This window comes from Bacillus sp. SSR7 (assembly GCF_055902415.1).
Map to the genome: position 1 here is coordinate 148174 of NZ_JBVVXV010000008.1, position 19355 is coordinate 167528.

At 36.1% G+C, this 19355-nt stretch carries 15 protein-coding genes and 1 riboswitch; of the genes, 7 read left to right on the plus strand and 8 right to left on the minus strand.

All coding sequences use genetic code 11. The annotated features are described in order from the left end of the window. The first annotated feature begins 88 nt into the window (after nucleotides 1-88). Complete coding sequence (nhaC, locus tag AC0NJG_RS16275; protein WP_474063223.1) at nucleotides 89-1510, plus strand: Na+/H+ antiporter NhaC; 1422 nt, start codon at nucleotides 89-91, stop codon at nucleotides 1508-1510. Here the strand turns inward: nhaC and AC0NJG_RS16280 are convergent. After that, nucleotides 1499-2770, minus strand: coding sequence for a transcriptional regulator (locus tag AC0NJG_RS16280; RefSeq protein ID WP_474063224.1), 1272 nt, complete (start codon nucleotides 2768-2770; stop codon nucleotides 1499-1501). The genes nhaC and AC0NJG_RS16280 overlap by 12 nt on opposite strands. A gap of 92 nt (nucleotides 2771-2862) precedes the next feature. On the opposite strand from AC0NJG_RS16280, the gene AC0NJG_RS16285 reads away from it, so the two are divergent. Together AC0NJG_RS16285 and AC0NJG_RS16290 are read left to right on the plus strand one after the other, a co-directional pair. Then, nucleotides 2863-3972: a mandelate racemase/muconate lactonizing enzyme family protein gene (locus AC0NJG_RS16285; RefSeq protein WP_087951981.1), complete on the plus strand. Its 1110-nt coding sequence runs from the start codon at nucleotides 2863-2865 to the stop codon at nucleotides 3970-3972. A gap of 14 nt (nucleotides 3973-3986) precedes the next feature. Further along, nucleotides 3987-4682 (plus strand): GNAT family protein, encoded by a 696-nt coding sequence (locus tag AC0NJG_RS16290; protein ID WP_087951980.1) that lies wholly within the window; start codon nucleotides 3987-3989, stop codon nucleotides 4680-4682. 62 nt (nucleotides 4683-4744) lie between these two features. Here AC0NJG_RS16290 and AC0NJG_RS16295 read toward each other — a convergent pair whose 3' ends face one another. Beyond that, nucleotides 4745-5452, minus strand: a complete 708-nt coding sequence (locus AC0NJG_RS16295; RefSeq protein ID WP_087951979.1) for a M48 family metallopeptidase — start codon at nucleotides 5450-5452, stop codon at nucleotides 4745-4747. A gap of 94 nt (nucleotides 5453-5546) precedes the next feature. Continuing rightward, nucleotides 5547-6065 (minus strand): YehS family protein, encoded by a 519-nt coding sequence (locus AC0NJG_RS16300; RefSeq protein ID WP_087951978.1) that lies wholly within the window; start codon nucleotides 6063-6065, stop codon nucleotides 5547-5549. Nucleotides 6066-6424: 359 nt separating this feature from the next. Between AC0NJG_RS16300 and AC0NJG_RS16305 the strand changes: the two genes are divergently transcribed. Next, the gene (locus AC0NJG_RS16305; protein ID WP_087951977.1) at nucleotides 6425-7054 is read left to right on the plus strand and encodes a hypothetical protein; all 630 of its coding nucleotides are present in this window, start codon (nucleotides 6425-6427) and stop codon (nucleotides 7052-7054) included. A 54-nt stretch (nucleotides 7055-7108) separates the two neighbouring features. Here the strand turns inward: AC0NJG_RS16305 and AC0NJG_RS16310 are convergent, their stop codons facing one another. The 4 genes from AC0NJG_RS16310 to rlmD all read right to left on the minus strand — a co-directional run bounded on the left by AC0NJG_RS16310 (nucleotide 7109) and on the right by rlmD (nucleotide 14764). Beyond that, nucleotides 7109-8749 carry a thiamine pyrophosphate-binding protein gene (locus AC0NJG_RS16310; protein WP_088327789.1) on the minus strand — a complete coding sequence of 547 codons (1641 nt, stop codon included), beginning with the start codon at nucleotides 8747-8749 and terminating at the stop codon, nucleotides 7109-7111. Between the two features lie 24 nt (nucleotides 8750-8773). Further along, on the minus strand, nucleotides 8774-11563 hold the full coding sequence (locus tag AC0NJG_RS16315; RefSeq protein ID WP_087994631.1) for an EAL domain-containing protein: 2790 nt from the start codon (nucleotides 11561-11563) through the stop codon (nucleotides 8774-8776). Between the two features lie 673 nt (nucleotides 11564-12236). Further along, nucleotides 12237-13226 carry a tRNA dihydrouridine synthase gene (locus AC0NJG_RS16320; RefSeq protein WP_087951974.1) on the minus strand — a complete coding sequence of 330 codons (990 nt, stop codon included), beginning with the start codon at nucleotides 13224-13226 and terminating at the stop codon, nucleotides 12237-12239. Between the two features lie 161 nt (nucleotides 13227-13387). Further along, nucleotides 13388-14764 (minus strand): 23S rRNA (uracil(1939)-C(5))-methyltransferase RlmD, encoded by a 1377-nt coding sequence (gene rlmD / locus AC0NJG_RS16325; RefSeq protein ID WP_087951973.1) that lies wholly within the window; start codon nucleotides 14762-14764, stop codon nucleotides 13388-13390. Nucleotides 14765-14885: 121 nt separating this feature from the next. Next, nucleotides 14886-14987: riboswitch (purine riboswitch) on the plus strand. 202 nt (nucleotides 14988-15189) lie between these two features. Between rlmD and AC0NJG_RS16330 the strand changes: the two genes are divergently transcribed. The 3 genes from AC0NJG_RS16330 (at nucleotide 15190) to AC0NJG_RS16340 (ending at nucleotide 18990) form a co-directional block, all read left to right on the plus strand. Next, nucleotides 15190-16386: a NupC/NupG family nucleoside CNT transporter gene (locus tag AC0NJG_RS16330; protein ID WP_048553273.1), complete on the plus strand. Its 1197-nt coding sequence runs from the start codon at nucleotides 15190-15192 to the stop codon at nucleotides 16384-16386. 175 nt (nucleotides 16387-16561) lie between these two features. Further along, nucleotides 16562-17644 carry a polysaccharide deacetylase family protein gene (locus AC0NJG_RS16335; RefSeq protein ID WP_474063225.1) on the plus strand — a complete coding sequence of 361 codons (1083 nt, stop codon included), beginning with the start codon at nucleotides 16562-16564 and terminating at the stop codon, nucleotides 17642-17644. Nucleotides 17645-17760: 116 nt separating this feature from the next. Then, nucleotides 17761-18990, plus strand: a complete 1230-nt coding sequence (locus tag AC0NJG_RS16340; protein ID WP_087951971.1) for an aminopeptidase — start codon at nucleotides 17761-17763, stop codon at nucleotides 18988-18990. Between the two features lie 40 nt (nucleotides 18991-19030). Here AC0NJG_RS16340 and AC0NJG_RS16345 read toward each other — a convergent pair whose 3' ends face one another. Next, a complete protein-coding gene (locus AC0NJG_RS16345) occupies nucleotides 19031-19354 on the minus strand; it encodes a DMT family transporter (protein WP_000263259.1) in 324 nt (107 codons plus the stop codon). Between the last annotated feature and the right edge of the window lies 1 nt (nucleotide 19355).

Genomic DNA, 19355 nt, shown 5'->3' on the forward strand with positions numbered 1-19355 from the left:
TACATATATTTTTAGTTATCATAACCTAATAAACGTCTATTTTACGACAATTCTAAAAATACAAACAAACATAACAAGGAGGACATTTATGAAAAAAGAAATACCTTTTGGTGTAGCCATGATCCCTATCATCATTACAGTTGCAGTTATGATGGTTACAATTGTTGTATTAAAACAAAGCCCTCACGTCCCACTTATTATCGGTACAACCGTTGCTTCTATCGTCGCTTGGCGTTACGGTTACAAATGGAACGACATTGAAGAAGCAATGTATAAAGGAATTCGCCTCGCATTACCCGCTATCGTTATCATTATCCTAGTAGGTTTAACGATCGGCGCTTGGATTGGTGGTGGAATCGTCGCAACAATGATTTATTACGGTTTAAATCTATTAACTCCATCACTATTTTTAGTTTCAATTACAATTATTTGTTCTATTGTTGCATTAGCTATTGGTAGCTCTTGGTCTACAATGGGCACAATTGGTGTTGCAGGAATGGGCATTGGCCTTAGTATGGGAATCCCAGCTCCAATGGTTGCCGGTGCTATCATTTCCGGTTCTTATTTCGGCGATAAAATGTCACCGCTTTCAGACACAACAAACTTAGCCGCAGGATTAACAAATACAGATTTATTCACACATATTCGTCATATGTTATTTACTACAATTCCAGGTTTAATTATTACTCTTATCGTTTATGCGTTCTTAGGAAAAAGCTTCGGCGCTAACAATATTGATGCCAAAAGTATCGAGCAAACGTTACAAGTATTGCAGCAAAACTTTGTTATCTCGCCTTTCCTACTAATCATACCTGTAGTCGTTATGGTATTGGTCGCTAAAAAAGTTCCTGCTATACCAGCTATTCTCGTAGGTATTATTTTAGGATTTTTATCACAAGTCTTTATTCAAGGTGGTTCTGTCTCATCAGCTGTTGCTGCACTCCAAAGTGGATTCGTCATAGACACTGGCAACAAGCTAGTAGACGAGCTATTTAATCGTGGTGGTTTAAGCTCTATGATGAATACCGTCTCTATGACCATTGTCGCTATGACTTTCGGAGGAGTATTAGAACATACAGGTATTCTTCGCTCCATTGTAAATCAAATTTTAAAATTAGCGACATCAGCAAAAGGACTTATCGCTTCAACTATCGCATCTTGCTTTGCAACAAACCTTACTTGCTCTGAACAATATATTTCGATTGTTGTTCCTTCAAGAATGTACGCGAATGCATACACAGAAAAAGGACTACATTCTAAAAATTTATCCAGAGCATTAGAAGATGGCGGAACATTAACTTCTGTTTTTGTACCTTGGAATACATGCGGTGTATTTATACTCGCAACAATCGGCGTAGGTGCTTTCGAATATGCTCCTTATGCTATATTGAATTTCATCGTACCTATTATCTCGATTATTTACGGTATAACTGGTCTCACAATTACGAAACTATCTGACATTGAAAAAGCAGAACTACTAAAAAAACAAAAAGCTCAATTAGAAGCTTAAAGATAACGGTAAATTCAGTTCGTATATTGCGCGAGGACGTCCTTGTTGATAAGGCATTTCCTCGCCGCAAATATGAACATACCCATAATCAACTAGTTTCTTTAATAACCTTTCAGTTGATCGCCGAGTCACTTGTAAGTATTCAGAAAGATCTGCTGCTGTAAACTTCAATGACGGATGTGATTGACTAAATTGAATAATTTTTGATAAGTTTGCTGGGCTAAGTTTCGTTTCCTTCGCTATTTTCATTAGTTCCGGGTTATCGTTCTTCAAACCTTGTACTCTCTGTTCTTTCGGGAACGGACCAAATAGTTCTTTATCACTTGTTAGTATATAAAAACAGTGATCTATTGGATTATTCTTCGCGAAACCTTGGGCGATTTTAGCATTTTGCTCCGCTTCTTTCACAGTTTTTCCATAACCAAATCCAATAGCTATCGTTCCCTCTATACTCGCAAATAAATTATTTATCATATTTGTTTTTATAATGGATTCAATATCACCACGAGTTGTATACAAAATGAACGTCATTTCATCAATTGTTTTAAATGAACCACGTAGTTCTTTTGAAATGACATCTAATTGCTCAAGCAAAACATCTCGTAATTCTAAAGAAGAAATAATACAAGCACCAACAGTAGCTGAATGGCTTCTTGCTAACTCAGCTTTTATTTTTGCATCTTTTAACCCAAGTATAATAGATTGCTTCAGGTCTATCATACGCTCTGAAGGAATACCTATTTTTTGAAGTTCATCATAGACAGCGTGAATACTTGTTAAAGCTAAATGAGCTTCTCCAGATTGATATTTAGCTACATGAAAATCAATAACCTTATTTATTTCATCTTTACTCCACAGCATATTTTTATAATCAAACACTTGTGGCTTTTCTTTTATGCCGATATCATGGAACACATTTGTAATGAAGGAACGGTCTACTAAATCAATTGAGATTTGATGTGGTTGAATACCTTGGTGATACATGACAGAAAGAATGGAAGATGCGATGGTTGTCTCGTCTTGCTGTAAGTACGTACTCGGAATTCGTAATTGTTCTCTTATTTCTTTTGCCATATAATAAGGTAAAGCACCTGAGAAAAAGATGAAATCACAAGGCTTTAAACGCTTTAATAGTTCAGAAGATTCTGCCGGATGAAGATAAATATATGGATCAATCTCTATTTCTTCTAGTTTATGAGCAACAGGTAAAAGTGTCTCCATAAACTCTTTTGAACCGACAACTGCAATTTTTATCATCATTTCTCTAACTCCTTATCATTAATTAACGACTATTTAACGTCAACTATATCAAATGTACAAAACTATTGTAAACAGGAAGGGGTCTCTACCTAATGAAAATTACAGCTATTCATCTTTATGCAATTCGTTTACCGCTTCGCAATCCGTTTGTTATTAGTTATGGCTCTTATTCCGATATGCCTTCTATTATCGTCAAAATGGAAACAGATGAAGGCATTATCGGTTACGGTGAAGGCGTTGCTGATGATCACGTTACAGGCGAATCATGGGAAAGTACTTTCCATACTTTAAAATATACACTTGCTCCTGCTCTTATCGGGCAAAATCCAATGAATATCGAGAAAATGCACGATATGATGGACAATACAATTTACGGTGTTCCTACTGCAAAAGCTGCAATAGATATTGCTTGTTTTGATATAATGGGCAAAAAACTAAATCAACCTATATATCAATTAATTGGCGGGCGCTACCATGAAGAATTTCCTGTCACTCACGTCTTAAGTATCGCAGATCCAGAAGAAATGGCTGAAGAAGCTTTCTCTATGATTCAGAAAGGTTACCAATCTTTCAAAATGAAAGTCGGTACAAATGTAAAAGAAGATGTAAAAAGAATTGAAGCGGTACGTGAACGTGTAGGAAATGATATTGCGATTCGCGTTGATGTAAACCAAGGCTGGAAAAATAGCGCGAACACATTAACAGCACTACGTTCATTAGGACATTTAAACATTGACTGGATTGAACAACCTGTTATCGCGGACGATATTGATGCCATGGCTCATATACGTTCTAAAACAGACCTCCCGCTTATGATTGATGAAGGACTAAAAAGTTCTCGTGAAATGCGCCAAATTATTAAATTAGAAGCTGCTGATAAAGTGAATATAAAACTAATGAAATGCGGCGGCATATATCCAGCTGTAAAGCTCGCTCATCAAGCTGAAATGGCCGGCATTGAATGCCAAGTGGGGTCAATGGTCGAATCATCTGTTGCCTCTTCCGCAGGATTCCATGTCGCTTTCTCAAAAAAAATCATTACGAGCGTCGAGTTAACAGGACCATTAAAATTCACAAAAGACATCGGAAACTTACATTACGATGTGCCATTCATTCGCTTAAACGAAAAGCCCGGACTCGGCATTGAAATAAACGAAGATACACTACAAGAACTAACTGTATTTCAAGACGTTTTACGCTAAAGGAGGACTAACGCATGACAGTTCTATACAAAGGATCATTAAAACAAAATAACGATCCATTTCATGTTACATTACTATCCAAAGAGCACATCGAACAAATTTTATTACTACAGAACGTTGTAGTTGAAGCACTAGAAGATAAAAGCCGTTTACAACCACTTTCACAAGAAGAATTTCAATACATTCTAGAAGGAAATGGCATGATGATCGGTGCTTTTATCGAAAACGAACTCATCGCATTTCGTGCCCTACTCGTCCCTCCTATCGACGATGAACATTTAGGACTTGATATCGGCTTACCAGAAAGTGAACTGCACCGCGTCATCTATCAAGAAATCTCAAACGTTCATCCGAACTGCCGAGGAAATGGGGTGCAAAAAATATTAGCAAAAGTCATTATGGAAGAATTGCAAAAAGAAGATAGCAAATATGATTATGTATGCTGCACCGTTGCTCCTTTTAACATTCCGAGTTTGAAAGATAAATTTGCGCAAGGGATGGAGATTGCTGTGCTGAAGGAAAAGTATGGTGGGAGTCTGCGGTATGTTTTTGTGAAGGAATTGCGCAGTGATAAAGAAAGAGATTGGACAGATGTTAAGCATATTCTGATGAGTGATGCTGGGAAACAACAGGCATTGCTTTCGGAGGGGTATCGTGGGTATGAGATGGAAAAAACAGAAGATACTTTTATTGTAAAGTTCGGAAGATAATTCATATGCAAAAAGAACCCTAATGTATTAGGGTTCTACTTGATTTTATTCCAAATTAATAATTAAACCGTCATCTTCCAACTAGATAATGCTAACCAGTTCTCCATTTCCTTATAATCAGGCATGATTTTCCCGACAAGACGCCAAAAAGAGCGATCATGATTTAAATGAACCATATGACACATTTCATGAATGACTACATAATCAATTACCCGCTGTGGTGCCATTGCTAGCTTCCAGTTGAATGTTAGTTGTAAATTCGAATCGCAAGTACCCCAAGTACGACTACTATCTGTAATACGAATAGAACGTGGTTTTGTTTTGAAATTACTTTGATGCGCTTTAATGCTCTTCTCTACTAAAGTTTTACACTGCTTATAATAAAATCGTTTTAAAGCTTGTTGTATTTTCTCATCCTTAAGCTCTTTCACATAAATATGTAACTTATCCTCTTCAAAAATTGCATTGTCTTGCTCAATGCTTGCATCTTGGGAAATCTGTATCGGATACGTATTCCCTAAATACAAAAAGCCTTCTCCTTGATCGTAATCCTTTTCCTGTGGTCCACGCGCTCGCTCCGCCATTTCCTTACGAGTTGTCTGAATCCAATCCCACTTTTCCTCTAGCAACTGGACTAGGTATTCAACAGGTGTCCCTTTCGGAGCCTGTACTTCCACATTTCCGTACGAATCTACAAAAAGACGCACTGACTTTTTCTTCTTATAAGTTATATGAAAGTTAATTGTCTCACCTAAATATGTATGTACCATTTCATCACCTAACGTATTATTTTACAAATAAAAAAGAGTAGGATACAAACGTCCTACTCTACCTATTATATCATTTACTGCTTTAACGAACTCATTATCCTCTATACTTTACAGCTAATCCTTTAATGAAGTTCCTTGCGTATCTATCGCCGCACTCTTTGTAATTTTTATGGCCTTTTTTTCTTAACAGAGCGCCTAACTCTCCTTTTGTTACCGTAACGCCCACGCTATCTAATATATCAAGTACATCCTCACTCGTTAAAGATAGTGCAATTTTCATTTTCTTTAAAAGAAGATTATTGGCACTCTCTTTGCTTTGTACAGGTGCAGGCTGCCCTGGTTTCGGATCTTGTTTTCCTCTTTTTAAAGTAATAAATCCATTTAAAAATGCCTCTAACATCATCATATCGCATGTTAATACGTACTCATCTTCAGCTACCTCATCATTTTCAGCTTCATGCTGAGGAGCTCTCTTTATTTTGGTAAGCATATCAACTACGTCTTCTTTCGTTACTTCCATCCCGCCAAGTTTAAAGATTTCTACCATATCTATGTCTTTTATATCTAAAGCGTATCGTACTCTTTTTAATATATCGTTGTTGCTCATTGCCATTGGGTTTCCTCCTGAAATGTTGATTATAGTAATGCTTTTAGCATGTATAAATGAATGTCGTCAAGTTACTACTTTAACATTTTAGAGGGAGGTTTTGTAGTCTTAGGTGGATTAATGCTTGTGGGATTAAATCTACGAAGAGATTTGAATACTTTTTGAGTCACCCTTACCTATATTATTTTTTTATAACAATACACAGGTATTAATTAGTATAATAGAATAACAGCGTTTTAAGGGCTTTCAGTTAAGTGGAGAATATCCAGTCTATATTTTTAGCGGAAGGGCAAGAATTTTTTCAACTCTTTCTATGTTATTGATAAAAAAACATACTTTACTTTTATGATTGGAGTTTTTGGTAAATGTTAGAAAAAGGTGTAGACCGAGTGAACAAAGTAGAATTAATGGACAAACATCTTGATTCTCACCAAGGAAAAATAACCAGTACCGATATTTGTAACATTGTAATGTCCATTTTCAAATTTGATTTAACAACTAAGCCTGTCCTATCAAAAGAATGGATAATGGCAAGAGCAGGTTCCTCAACTAAGAATATTGCTATAATGGCCATAGATTCTACTCTCACCCATTACGGAAGAAAGGCCACAGGAATAGAAATCCGCCAACTTATCAATCAAATTTTTGGTATTAACCTAGATGCAATATCCTCTTTAGAAGGGGCAAGAATTTCTTTATTTTCTAAAGATCAGTGGGTTATTAGGGATGAACAAGACTTATTTGTTGTTCATACTGGATTAGGGGATATCGATGTAAAGGTTTTTCCTACTGACTATTTCACTGAACAAACTGGATTAGAAGAATTGCCGAAGGACCTAAAGCAATCATTAACAAACTTTGGATTCTCTTGCGATGAAAGGGCGGGATGTTACAATTACTCAAATCCATCTGGAGAAGCAATTCCAGACGAATTTAAAGGGCAGATCATCGGAACAATTCTTAAGGTAATTCACGATTCATATCAATCTTTATAAAAAAATCATATAGGAAATCCCTATATGATTTTTTTATTAGTGAATAAAACAACCTTATTTTCCAAAAGACGATAAAAATTTAACTCTATCTCCCATAGGAGGAGTATTATTATCAACTAAGGCAACCTCTAGAATTGCTGGCCCATTTGAATTCATTAAGCCGTTTATAACATCTTGATTGATATCTTCTAATTCATTGACTCTATAACTTGGTATATTCATAGCTGCGGCCATTGCACTAATATTGATTGATTCCTGTTCAAAGGATGGATGAGTTCTACGGAATTGTAATGAATGACCGTGATATACCATTCCTAAACGGGCATTATTCATCACAACAAATAAAATAGGTAAATTATATTCCTTCGCCGTCAATATTTCCAATCCGTGCATGAAAAAGCAGCCATCACCCGTAATACATACAACCGGACGCTCTGGTTCAGCCAGTTTTGAGCCAATCGCAGACCCAATCCCGCTTCCCATTGCACCAAAATGTACATTAATATTATAGGTGTCAATATCTACTACCTTCATGTGGTTGATAACATACGCCATAAATTCACCAATATCAATCGTATACCTAGTATTTGACGGTAAACATTTTTGAAGATTCAGAAGAACATTTTTCGTATTATATTCCTCCGTATTTTCTTCCTCTTTCTTCTTTTCAACGGTAAGCGCAGTACTTTCCTTTTGTAACCCTAAAGCTTTTAATTCTTCTATTAACAATAATAAACTTAAATTTATATCGCCTCGTACTGGAATATCCACTTTGTACTTCCGATTAAAGACAGATTGGTCAAAATCCATTTGAACAGAGAAACGATCTTTTATCAAATTTCCATTATAATTATTTGTCGCCGTTTCGCCTAAGCTGGAGCCCACAATCAATAATGCTTTTCCATCCCCTTCATTAATCAATGCGGAAGCAGCCTCATGACCAGCAAATCCAAACACTCCGACTAAAAGCGGATGGTCCTCAGGGATATATCCCTTTGCTTGTGGAGTTGTTATAATCGGCCAATTCAGTAGTTCTGCTAGCTCTATTAATGACTCAACAGAGTTTCTTATTCCCTGTCCTGCAAAGATATAACCCTTATCCCTTTTTACCAATTCTCTAGCTGTTTCTTTTATTGTGCCTAGATCAGGAACAATAGGAAGTCTTTTAGGAAGTGGCGGTATTTCAACACTTTCTATATTTTCATGTTGAATATCAATCGGTATCGCAACATGTACAGGTCCTGGTACTCCGGATATAGCAATTTCAATTGCCATTGCGACTTCTTTAAGTACGTCCTTTACATCATTAACTGTAACGCTATATTTTGTAACAGGTCTGAAGACTGGTTCTACATCTAATTCTTGTGATGCATTTAAGCCTACCGTATTCATAGGTACAGCACCTGTAATGAATAAAACAGGTAAATGCTCTCGCATAGCATTAGCAGCACCTGTTACAAGATTTGTAGCACCTGGTCCGCTACAACCAATACACACACTTAGCTGATTTGTATATTTAGCATAAGCGGCAGCCATGTAGGATGCTGCTCCTTCATGCTTTGCTACGATTGGTGTTAAGTCAGGCATATCGTATAGCTCATCAAAAAATGCATTTACAGAACCGGCTGGGATACCAAATATATGTTTAACTTCATTAGCTATTAAATATTCTAATACATTTCGGGCTGCTCTCATTTGTATTCTCCATTCATTTTTAATTTATTTCTCTATTAAAAAAAGTTTTTCGATGTCTTCAGCTATCGTAGGACGGCTGAAAAAATACCCTTGCATTAAATAACAATTTCGTGCAGATAAAAATTCGACCTGTTCCTTTGTCTCAACACCTTCAGCAATAACATCAAGGTTCAAATTCTTAGCCAGCGTAATAATAGTATTCGTAATAGCTGCATCATCTTTTGTCATGTCCTGTACAAAGGATTTATCAATTTTTAACGTTGAAATAGGCAATTTTTTTAAATAACCTAAAGATGAATAACCAGTCCCGAAATCATCAATAGCGAGGTTGATTCCTAGACCTTTTAATTTCTTCATTGTTTTTAAAGTTGATTCCGTATTTTTAACAATTAAATTTTCAGTGAGTTCTAGTTGTATATACCTCGGGGATAGATTTACTTCCTCTAAAACATTTTTGACCATGGCAAATAAATCACTTTGTTCAAATTGACGTGCAGATAAATTCACAGACATACTAATTAATGGGAAACCTTGATCGTGCCATTTCTTTAATTGCCTGCAGGCTTCTTTTAGAACCCATTCACCGATCGGGACTATTAATCCAGTTTCTTCAGCTATTGGGATAAATTTATCAGGCGGTATCATCCCATGTTCTCGATGGTTCCACCTAATTAAAGCCTCTACCCCCTCAATCTTATTCGTCTTACCATTTATTTGCGGTTGGTAATAAATCACAAGTTCTTCCTGCTCCAATGCCTTATACAAATCATTTTCTAGCTTGATGCTTTCAAAAGTTCTAGTATCCATTCCTTCACTGAAGAAATGATAGCTACTTCCTGATATTTCTTTCGATTTGTACATAGCCGTGTCTGCATTTTTAACTAAGATCTCAGTCGTATCACCGTTATCAGGAAATATACTAATACCAATACTCGTTTTCATATAGATTTCATTATCTACTAACTGAAATGGTCTTGAAAAAGAATCAATGACACAATTTACTACCTTTAACACTTCTTTTTCACTTTTGATATTCGGTAAATAGATAGTAAATTCATCCCCGCCCTGTCTCGAGACCGTAGCACTTTTAGGAACACAAGCACTTAAACGATTTGCAACTTCTCGCAACAGCAGATCACCGAAGCTATGCCCGAGCGTATCATTCACAAATTTAAACCTGTCTAAATCCAAATACAGAACTGCTAATTTTTCAGCATGTAATTGAGCATATGTCAGCCCTTGAGTTAGCCTGTCCTTTAGTAGAACTCTATTAGGTAAATCTGTTAAACTATCAAAATAAGCATGATATTTTATTTCTTCCTCCATTTGTTTCCTTTGGGTTATATCCTTAAAGGTAACGACTTCTCCGACAATTTCATTCCCTTCTTTTATAGAGGAAATGACATACTCCACCGGAAAACAGGATTGATCTTTTCTAAAAAACTGCTCAGTTTTATCGTAAAGATTCCAATTCCCATCGCAACCTGAGGCCACCTGCTTTTTCTTTCCTGCTTCAATTCCGTTAAAAACCATACTGGACGGTTTTCCTATTAATTCATTTTTTATATCATAACCTAACATGGAGGCACCAGCTGGGTTACAAAAGGTAATATTCCCATCAAGGTCTAAACCGAAAATTCCTTCTCCAGCAGAATTGAGAATCAATTCCTTCTCACGGCTAAGCTGCTGTAATTCAGTTATTACTCGTTCCAGTTCCTTATTTTTAACCGTAATTTCTGAGGTCCTCTCTTCGATAATAATCTCCTGTTTTTCCATATATAAAAGGTTTGATAGCGTGGAAGCAGTTGCATCAACAATAGATTGTGAAAGCTGTATTTGCGCTTCACAATAATTGAAATTACTATCTCCTAGGTTGACCACAGATATTTGCCCTAATACCTCTCCCATTGAAACCAATGGCAACATAAAGAGTCCCCTCATACCAAAATTACGGCAAACATCATGATTTGGGCGCGGATCTGCATAAACATCCGGAATCCAGATTGGCTTTTTTGTTTCAATGACCTCTTGCGTGACTCTATCATTACTTTTATCAAATTTTATCTTATCATGTGTCTTAATCCAATCTTCTTCTTTCCATTCTGAATCCTTACTTAACTTCACCGGTCTAATTATCTTCTTAGCTAAAGGATCCAGTAAATGAATCCCGATATTATAATTGTCTAAAACTTTTCCTAAATAGGAAAAACAAGTATCAAGACTTTCCTGCATAGAAGAACACATAGATAAATCCCGTGTCACATCTAGCAAGAGCTGTTTTTCAGCAATAAGGTTTACCTTATGAGTTAAATTATTCGCATTTTGAATAGCAACGGCCGCCATATTCACATATGCTTCAACAGTTTGAATTTCTGACTCTGTTAAATTCATTGGAATTCCATAATCAAATAAAAAAACTAAACCAAATAATTCTTCTTCAAAAGAGATAGGAAGGACGAATAAAGATTTAATTCGAAACCCTTCCACTGCTCTCGGATCTGGCCGGCTATCCTTTGATGTATCAGGTATATAGATGGCTTTTTTTGTTTCAATTACTTCTTTCGCCAGCAGGTCAATGTCTGTATCAATGACATGCATATCCAACGTCCATCCATTAATAACTTCCGGTTTTCCTACATACCCTCTAAAAGTCCCATCTTCCTGCGGCAAATAAATACCCACAGAATCGCATTGAACGATTTCTTCAGAAATTGCTATTGTGACTTGCTCTAAAACTTCACGCAAATCCAGCTTTGTATTAATCATTTTAGTTATATTCGCAAGTCGAGAATACCTCGTTTGTTCCTTCAACATAAAAACGAACTCCATTTCATTGAAATTATCCATTTATATTCAAATTTTAATCCTTATTTAAAACCAATAAATACTATCATTTTACTATGTATTTATTACTAATTCGACAAAATATTTCATATTTCTCACTATTATAATGGTTTTTATAGATTTAATATAGGAATTATTTGCATAATCATTTAATATTTTTATTACTAAATTGCAAGATAAATACGTTGTTATTACTAAAGGTCATAAAAGATTTTTCAGTCCCAAGAATTTATTTACTTATGATACAACTCAGCTAATTTAAAATAAAAAAACAGATGGGAATCCCTACTCATCTGAGTTAAGATTCCCATCTGTCTATTTAAACTATCTCTACATACCAGCTACAAACTCCATATATACAGCATATAAGCGAGAACATATTGGTGTTGTTTAGTTCAATACATTTATAAAGTGAAACTTTAATCAGTGGGGGTTTTCTTCATCCCCCACTGATTATCAGCCCTCACCAATCGAGCTTTTATGGGCAGCCCGACCCCCACCTAACTTCTTTGCTTTCGCTGAAATTTGAGGTGGGGGGTCTTACTGCCCATTAAAGCGGGATAAAATTGTCTTCTTTCTATTACGCTCTACAAAAGAACGCAAAACTAAATAAATAGAATCCATTTCCCTCTACTTCGGGGAGTTACACCGTTTCACTACCTTCTACCACATTAACACTCGCCTCAAACTTATCAAGCAATGCACGTACTTCATCCGTTGATTTTGTGCTCATCAATTGATTTCTTAGTTCAGCAGCTCCTGGGAAGCCTTTTACATAAATTTTGAAGAAGCGATGTAGTCCTGTGATGGAGCGTGGTAATACTTCTGCATATTGATCTTGTAAATCAAGTTGTAGTCTTAAAAGATCTAGATGTTCTTTACTGCTATGCTCTCTTGGTTCTTTTTCAAAAGCAAATGGATTTTTAAAAATTCCTCGTCCGATCATTACGCCATCAATGCCATATTTTTCAGCAAGTTCCAACCCAGTTTTACGGTCAGGAATGTCTCCATTGATTGTTAGAAGTGTATTTGGTGCAATACGATCACGTAATTTTTTAATTTCCGGAATTAGCTCCCAGTGCGCATCTACTTGGCTCATTTCTTCTCTTGTACGTAAGTGAATAGAAAGGTTTGCGATATCTTGTTTGAAAATATGCGTTAACCAATCTTCCCATTCGCTTAACTCTTTAAAGCCAAGGCGTGTTTTTACGCTGACAGGTAGTCCGCCTGCTTTTGCAGCTTGGATAAGTTCTGCCGCAACATCTGGACGTAGAATAAGGCCACTACCTTTTCCTCTTGATGCTACGTTCGGTACAGGACAACCCATATTAATATCAATACCTTTAAATCCTAACTCTGCCATACCAATACTCATTTGACGGAAATATTCAGGATTATCTCCCCAAATATGTGCTACCATCGGTTGTTCATCTTCTGTAAAAATTAAACGGCCACGTACACTTTTCATACCTTCTGGATGACAATAGCTATCTGAGTTTGTGAACTCTGTGAAGAATACGTCTGGGCGACCAGCTTCACTTACTACGTGACGGAAAACAACGTCTGTCACATCTTCCATTGGTGCAAGTACGAAAAATGGTCGTGGTAATTCACGCCAAAAATTATCTATCATTTCAAATTCAAATCCTCTCACTATGAATACAATTTCAAAATCTCAATTTATAATTTGTGAAAATCAGCAATATTTATTTTAACTAAAATCGCTTATGAATGGTATTTTTGTAAACCAAAAAGCAGGTGGTATAGATTTTTTCTATATCAACTGCTTTCCTATTATACTAACTTAAGCCAAGCCACACACTCCACATGAGTCGTATGCGGGAACATATCAACAGGTTGTACTTCCTGTGTTTTATATCCGCCTTCTTCTAGTACTTTTAAATCACGTGCTAATGTTGCTGGGTTACATGATACGTATACGACGCGGTTTGGCTTCATGTCGATGATTGTGTTTAGTAATGCTTCGTCACAACCTTTACGTGGTGGGTCTACGACCATTGTGTCAGCAATTACGCCTTCTTTGTACCATTTTGGAATGACTACTTCTGCTTCTCCTACGCCAAATTCAGCGTTTGTCATGTTGTTTAGTGCTGCATTTCGGTTTGCGTCTTCAATTGCTTCTGGGACGATTTCAACGCCGTACACTTTTTTCGCTTTTTGCGCTAGGAATAAAGAGATTGATCCGATTCCGCAATAGGCATCAATTACTGTTTCGTTACCGTTTAATTTTGCGTATTCTAACGTTTTATCGTATAGCACTTTCGTTTGTTCTGGGTTTACTTGATAGAATGAACGTGCTGAAATCGCAAATTTAATGTCCCCGATAAAGTCATAAATATATTCTGATCCGTATAGTACTGTCGTTTTGTCTCCGAAAATTACGTTTGTACGCTTCGTATTTACGTTTTGAACGATTGATTTTACTTTTGGGAATTTCGCTGCAATTTCTTCAATGATTGCTTTTTTGTTCGGTAATTCTGCTGTACGTGTAATGAAGACCAGCATAATTTCTCCTGTTACTTGTCCGTAACGAGCCATTACGTGACGAAGTGTTCCTTTATTACGCTCTTCGTTGTATGCAGTGATACCGTGCTTTTCACAAATACGTTTTACTTCTTGAATTAATGTATCGTTTTCTTCTGCCTGAATTAAGCATGATTCCATATTAATGATGTCATGCGTTCCTTGGCGATAGAAACCAGCTACAAGCCCACCTTCACGTTCTCCGATTGGTACTTGTGCTTTATTGCGGTATACCCACGGGTTCTTCATGCCAAGTACAGGATGAACAGGAACATCATCTAGTCCTCCAATGCGCTGCATAACGTCACGTACTTGTTTTTCTTTCGCTTGTAATTGTCCTTCATAAGTTAAGTGCTGAAGCTGACAACCGCCGCACTGGTTATATACTGGGCACTCAGCATCTTTACGATATGGACTTTCTGTATGAAGCTTCATTAAACGACCAAATGCGAAGTTTTTCTTCACTTTAATAATTTTAATTTGCGCTTCTTCACCTGGTAATCCGTTTTTAACGAAAATAGGATATCCCTTTACTTTCGCAACACCGGCACCATCATGTGTTAAATCTTCAAATACTACATCTATAAACTCGTTTTTCTCAACTGGTGGCGTCATTTTAGTACTCATTTTCCGACCTCTCTTTTTCATAACACTGCGTTACATTTTATCATACTTATATGGTCTTTTTCTATTGGAAGAAAAAAAGCTATTGACGATAGTTCTCTGTTAATGTTACGCTACTACTAATTTAATACGGACGATGTTACCTCATATATACTTGATAATATGGATCGAGAGTTTCTACCCGGCAACCTTAAATTGCTGGACTATGGGGAAAACTAATGAATATTAGCCTATGTGCAAAAAAGGACTCATATTGATTAGCTTTCTCTCATAGATGAAAGTGAATCCATATGGGTCTTTTTTTATTTTTATTTTTCTAAAAGGTCAGACATCTTACGTATGACATAAAACCTCTTTGTTTTATTTTTAGTAATACAACGAGCGTTTTATGTACAAACTTTATACGAACTTCTGAAAGGGGCAACTACATGCAATATGTAATGAGCATTATCGGTATTATTGCCGTGTTAGGTTTATGTTTTGCTTTGTCAAACAATAAAAGTAAAATCAACTTCCGTGCAATTGCAATTATGATTGGTTTCCAAATTTTAATCGGTTGGTTTATGTTTGCTACAAAGGTTGGTCAACAAATCATTATTTTCATTAGTAAAGTTTTCAACAAACTAATTAAACTTGGTACAACAGGTGTCGATTTTCTCTTTAATGGAATTCAAAGAGATTTTGTCTTTTTCTTAAACGTATTATTAATTATCGTATTTTTCTCAGCACTACTTTCAATCTTTAGTTATTTAGGTGTTTTACCATTCATCGTTCGTGTTGTCGGCGGTGCCATTTCAAAAATTACTGGTTTGCCACGCGTTGAGTCATTCCACGCAGTAAACTCTGTATTCTTCGGTTCAAGTGAAGCGTTAATCGTTATTAAAAACGATTTACAGCATTTCAATAAAAACCGTATGTTTATCATTTGTTGTTCTGCGATGAGCTCCGTTTCTGCTTCTGTTACAGCATCATACGTAATGATGTTAGATGCAAAATACGTACTAGCAGCTCTTCCGCTAAACTTATTCTCAAGCTTAATCGTTTGTTCGTTATTAACACCAGTTGATACGAAAAAAGAAGATGAAGTGATTCAAAAATTTGATAGAACTCTATTCGGAGACAGCTTTATCGGCGCAATGATTAACGGTGCGCTTGATGGTTTAAAAGTAGCTGGTATCGTTGCTGCATTAATGATCGCCTTTATTGGTGTAATGGAAGTTGTAAACTACGTAATTAGTGCAGCTTCAGGCGCAATGGGACATGCTGTTACTTTACAACAAATCTTCGGTTACGTACTTTCTCCATTCGCATTCTTAATGGGTATTCCAACTCAAGATATTATCCCAGCTGGTGGTATTATGGGTACGAAGATTGTTTTAAACGAGTTTGTAGCAATCCTTGATTTAAAAGACACAGCTACAACATTAGCTCCACGTACAGTTGGAATCGTTACAGTATTCTTAATTAGCTTCGCAAGTATTAGCCAAATTGGTGCAATCGTTGGTACAATCCGTGCCCTTTCTGAAAAGCAAGGAAGCGTTGTTTCTAAATTCGGTTGGAAAATGCTATTTGCATCAACACTTGCTTCTATTTTATCCGCGACAATCGCTGGATTGTTTATTTAATGAAAAATCACCTTACTCGTTGAAGTAAGGTGATTTTTTTATCTATTGTTACTTTTCTAATTCCATACATCTTCTTCAAATGCTATGATGAACAAGGGTATGTCCCCACCACTCTTACAGCGGTGGGGATTTTAAATATCAGTATGCAATATAATACACAATAGAAGGTGATTTTATGAGAAAATACGCAGCAATTGCTTTATGTACATCTGCTATTTTAGCAGGCTGTAATACTAACAATGTAAGTCAAGAACCTAAAAAAGAGAAAAGGGTTCAAGAAACTAAAAAACAAGAAGAGACTGTGAAAGAACAAGGGGAAATTTCTTATAACCAAATTACACATGAATCTACAAACACTACTATTCATATGACAGATATAAAAGATACTTTAACTGAGATACAATACAAAATTTGGCGAACTGCTGATGGAAAAGAAACTGCTAAGTCTTTTTCTTCTAAAGAAAGGGAAAAGCAATTTTCACTTCATTTTGACATAAAAGAATTTGAAGGAAAACGCGGTGAGTTCCAAATTGAAGCAATAGGAATGAAAGAAGATGGGAAAACTATTCCGCTCACAAAGTCTGCAATTACTTTTGAGCAAAAGGTTCCCGTTCTTATGTACCATGCAATCGATGATTATCACGGTCAAGGGATTAAAGACTTATTCGTATCACCTGCTAACTTTGAAGCCCAAATGAAATATTTAAAGGATAATGGTTATACACTGTTAACGTTTGAACGCTGGGGCGATATAAATAAAGTAAATAAACCTATCTTTGTTACATTTGATGATGGTATGAAAAATAATATGAACGCATTTCATGTTTTACAAAAGCTAAAAGACGATACATTTAAACCGGCAGCAACAGAATATATGATTGTGAATAATGTTGATGCTGAAGGATCTCTTTCTACATCTGATATAAAAGAAATGGTTGATTCCGGCATTTTCTCCATGCAATCTCATACTGCAACACATGCAGACTTACCGAAGATTACAAACTATGAAGAAGAATTAAAGGGATCGAAAGAAAAGCTAGAAAAAATAACAGGTAAGCCCGTTATCGCAGTTGCTTATCCATTCGGTCATGTAGATGATAAAGTCGTTGCAGAAACGAAGAAATATTATCAATTTGCGACGACAACAAAACCCGGAAAGTTCATCACAAAAGGTGAACCCGATGAGTTGTTAAAAATGAAGCGTGTTCGCATACACAATTCAACGACTGTAGAACAATTTGCTTCTTCGATTAAATAACGATGAGAGCTCAATATATTTTGAGCTCTCTTTTTAGGCTATATTTATATATATTTTTTGAATTTTCTTGTATTATATATAGTAAGAAATCTTTCAAATTAAAGGAGATTATACATATGTCATTTGAACAAACGTTAGAGAAATATGCTGCCCTTGCAGTCAATGTTGGTGTTAATATTCAACCGGGACAAACATTATCAATTAGTGCACCTCTTGAAGCTGTACAATTTGTACGCCTCGTTACAGAAAAAGCATATAAATCTGGTGCAAAACACGTATATGTGGATTGGAATGATGAGACGTTAACACGCTTAAAGTTCGATCTAGCTCCTGAAGAAGCATTCGCTGAGTTCCCATCTTGGAAAGCACACGCTCGTGAAGAATTAGCAAAAGAAGGCGCTGCATTTATGTCTATTTATGCAGAAAACCCTGATTTATTAAAAGGTGTAGAACCAACGCGTATCGCAACAGCTCATAAAGTAGCTGGTGAAGCAATGAAAGTATACCGTGATTACGTACAAGCTGATAAAGTAAGCTGGTGTGTCATTTCTGTTCCTACGAAAGAATGGGCTGCGAAAGTATTCCCTGACGTTGCACCAGAAGAACAAGAAGCAAAACTATGGGATGCTATTTTCAAGGCTACTCGTGCTGATTTAGAAAATCCTGTGGAAGCATGGAAAGAACACGATAAAACGTTACATACAAAAGTTGATTACTTAAACGAAAAGCATTATAAAGCTCTTCACTATACAGGTCCTGGAACAGATTTAACGATCGAACTTCCAGAAAAACATGTGTGGGCTGGTGCTGGTAGCTTAAATGAAAAGAACGTACCATTTATGGCGAACATTCCAACTGAAGAAGTGTTTACAATGCCACTTAAAACAGGTGTAAACGGCCAAGTATCTAGTACAAAACCGTTAGCATTTGCAGGTAACATTATCGATAACTTCACGTTAACATTTGAAAACGGACGTATCGTAGATTATAAAGCTGAAGTTGGAGAAGAAGCTTTAAAACATTTAGTAGAAACAGATGAAGGTTCTCACTTCTTAGGAGAAGTAGCTTTAGTACCTCATGATTCACCAATTTCAAATACAAATATTTTATTCTACAATACGCTATTTGATGAAAACGCATCTTGCCACCTTGCAATCGGAAGCGCTTATGCATTTAACTTAGTTGGCGGAAAAACAATGTCTAAAGAAGAACTTGCTGAAAACGGAGCAAACACTAGTATTACACACAACGACTTTATGATCGGATCAGCTGAGCTTGATATCGATGGTATTACAGATGATGGAAGACATGAACCAATCTTCCGTAAAGGTAACTGGGCATTTTAATACAAATAAAAGGCTATCTTCCACACCGGAAGATAGCCTTTTATGATGCCGATGAAACCTTAAGCCCAATTACTCCTAAAACAATAAAGAGAATACAAAATGCTTGGAATAAGTTAATGTGCTCTTTGAAGAAATACACGCTAATGATTGTAATAAGTAATGTCCCTACACCAGACCAAATAGCATAAGCAATACTTAAATGAATCTTTTTAACGACGATAGCAAATACGCTGAAACAAATTCCATAAAATACGAAAATCAGTACACTTGGAACGAGCTTTGTTAAACCATTTGATAATTTCATCGCAATTGTTCCAGCCACTTCAAAAATAATTGTTACGAGTAATAATAGCCAATATACCATA

Bases quoted from the DNA above. Each gene is read 5' to 3' on its own strand.
- AC0NJG_RS16330 (WP_048553273.1), top strand. From the start codon at position 15,190: ATGCAATATGTAATGAGCATTATCGGTATTATTGCCGTGTTAGGTTTA.
- rlmD (WP_087951973.1), bottom strand. From the start codon at position 14,764: ATGAGTACTAAAATGACGCCACCAGTTGAGAAAAACGAGTTTATAGAT.
- AC0NJG_RS16320 (WP_087951974.1), bottom strand. From the start codon at position 13,226: ATGATAGATAATTTTTGGCGTGAATTACCACGACCATTTTTCGTACTT.
- AC0NJG_RS16315 (WP_087994631.1), bottom strand. From the start codon at position 11,563: ATGTTGAAGGAACAAACGAGGTATTCTCGACTTGCGAATATAACTAAA.
- nhaC (WP_474063223.1), top strand. From the start codon at position 89: ATGAAAAAAGAAATACCTTTTGGTGTAGCCATGATCCCTATCATCATT.
- AC0NJG_RS16280 (WP_474063224.1), bottom strand. From the start codon at position 2,770: ATGATGATAAAAATTGCAGTTGTCGGTTCAAAAGAGTTTATGGAGACA.
- AC0NJG_RS16310 (WP_088327789.1), bottom strand. From the start codon at position 8,749: ATGAGAGCAGCCCGAAATGTATTAGAATATTTAATAGCTAATGAAGTT.
- AC0NJG_RS16305 (WP_087951977.1), top strand. From the start codon at position 6,425: ATGTTAGAAAAAGGTGTAGACCGAGTGAACAAAGTAGAATTAATGGAC.
- AC0NJG_RS16345 (WP_000263259.1), bottom strand. From the start codon at position 19,354: ATGGTATATTGGCTATTATTACTCGTAACAATTATTTTTGAAGTGGCT.
- AC0NJG_RS16335 (WP_474063225.1), top strand. From the start codon at position 16,562: ATGAGAAAATACGCAGCAATTGCTTTATGTACATCTGCTATTTTAGCA.
- AC0NJG_RS16290 (WP_087951980.1), top strand. From the start codon at position 3,987: ATGACAGTTCTATACAAAGGATCATTAAAACAAAATAACGATCCATTT.
- AC0NJG_RS16300 (WP_087951978.1), bottom strand. From the start codon at position 6,065: ATGGCAATGAGCAACAACGATATATTAAAAAGAGTACGATACGCTTTA.
- AC0NJG_RS16295 (WP_087951979.1), bottom strand. From the start codon at position 5,452: ATGGTACATACATATTTAGGTGAGACAATTAACTTTCATATAACTTAT.
- AC0NJG_RS16340 (WP_087951971.1), top strand. From the start codon at position 17,761: ATGTCATTTGAACAAACGTTAGAGAAATATGCTGCCCTTGCAGTCAAT.
- AC0NJG_RS16285 (WP_087951981.1), top strand. From the start codon at position 2,863: ATGAAAATTACAGCTATTCATCTTTATGCAATTCGTTTACCGCTTCGC.